Annotated in this window: 2 protein-coding genes; one reads left to right on the top strand and one right to left on the bottom strand. The window is 64.5% G+C overall.

Annotated elements, in window-relative coordinates:
• Window positions 1–862: LysR substrate-binding domain-containing protein (locus tag OC610_RS27470; protein ID WP_264432603.1), on the bottom strand; the 862-nt coding region annotated here is incomplete at its 3' end.
• Between the two features lie 160 nt (window positions 863–1,022).
• On the opposite strand from OC610_RS27470, the gene OC610_RS27465 reads away from it, so the two are divergent.
• Window positions 1,023–1,386: thiamine pyrophosphate-binding protein (locus OC610_RS27465; protein ID WP_264432606.1), on the top strand; the 364-nt coding region annotated here is incomplete at its 3' end.

Raw genomic sequence — 1,386 nt, 5'->3', positions numbered from 1 at the left:
CCACCAACCACCCCATCAATTCCTGCAACGGCCCCGACACCTCGGCTTTGCGCGGATACACCAGGTGATAACCCAACCCGGTCCTGACCTTCAATTCGAACGGCATCACCAGCCGGCCGGCGCTCAAGTCTTCGCCGATCAGCGACCAGTCGCCAATCGCCACGCCCGTGCCTTGGGAGGCCATGGACATCGCCAGGTCCAGGGTTTCGAAATGCTGGCCCTTGCTGACATTGCTCAGGTGCACGTCGGCCGCCGCCAGCCAGGCCTTCCAGTCGCGCTCGTCGGCGGTAGGGTGCAGCAGCAGGTGCTGTTGCAGATCGGCAGGTGAGCGCAGCGGTACCGGGCCTTCCAACAGGGGGCGGGAGCAGACCGGCGTCAGTTGTTCATCGAACAGCGGCAAGCACGCCAATGAAGCGTCGGGCGGCGGGCCGTAGACCACCGCCGCATCGAACGCCTCGCGTCGGAAATCCACGCCGTGCCGGACCGTGGTGGTCAGTTCCACCGGCACGTCCGGGCGCTCCTTCTGCCATTGCAACAGGCGCGGCAGCAGCCAGCGCATCACACAGGTCGGGGCCTTGAGTTGCAGGGTCTGGCGCTTCTCGCCGATCTGCTCGACCGCTTCGCCGATGAGGCTGAACACCTGCTGCACCCGAGGCAGCCACGCCTGGCCCTCGGCGGTCAGGCTCAAGCCGCGCGCCTGGCGCTGGAACAGCGCATACCCCAGGTGATCCTCCAGCCCGGCGATCTGCCGGCTCACCGCGCCCTGGGTGATGTGCAGTTGTTCAGCGGCGCGGGTGAAGTTGCAGCATTGGGCTGTGATCAGAAACGTGTGCAGCGTCGGCAGCGGAGGGAGTCGTTTCATTTGGGATCCAAGCCATGACGTGAGGACATGGCTAGTATGACTTTTTATCCATTGTTGCCGCTACGGCCTGACCGTTCCAATAACGCCATTCCCTCAGAGCAAAAGGGGCCCGCCAGGTGACGTGCGGGACTCTTTTCAAGACAAGAAAAAGGCAATGGCAATGGCGACGTGCGGCGAAGTATTGGTCAAGTTACTCGAAGGCTATGGCGTGGAGCAGGTCTTCGGCATTCCCGGGGTGCACACCGTCGAGTTGTATCGCGGGCTGGCCCGTTCGAGCATCCGCCACGTGACGCCGCGCCATGAACAGGGTGCCGGTTTCATGGCCGACGGCTACGCCCGGGTCAGCGGCAAGCCGGGCGTGTGCTTCATCATCACCGGCCCGGGCATGACCAACATCACCACCGCCATGGGCCAGGCCTACGCCGATTCGATCCCGATGCTGGTGATCTCCAGCGTGCAGTCGCGCAGTCAACTGGGCGGCGGGCGCGGCAAGCTCCATGAGCTGCCGAACCAGGGCGCGCTGG

This window comes from Pseudomonas agronomica (assembly GCF_025917275.1).
Taxonomy (GTDB): Bacteria; Pseudomonadota; Gammaproteobacteria; order Pseudomonadales; family Pseudomonadaceae; genus Aquipseudomonas; species Aquipseudomonas agronomica.
The sequence above is the reverse complement of the archived record's forward strand: the minus strand, read 5'-3'. Positions and strand labels throughout refer to the sequence as shown.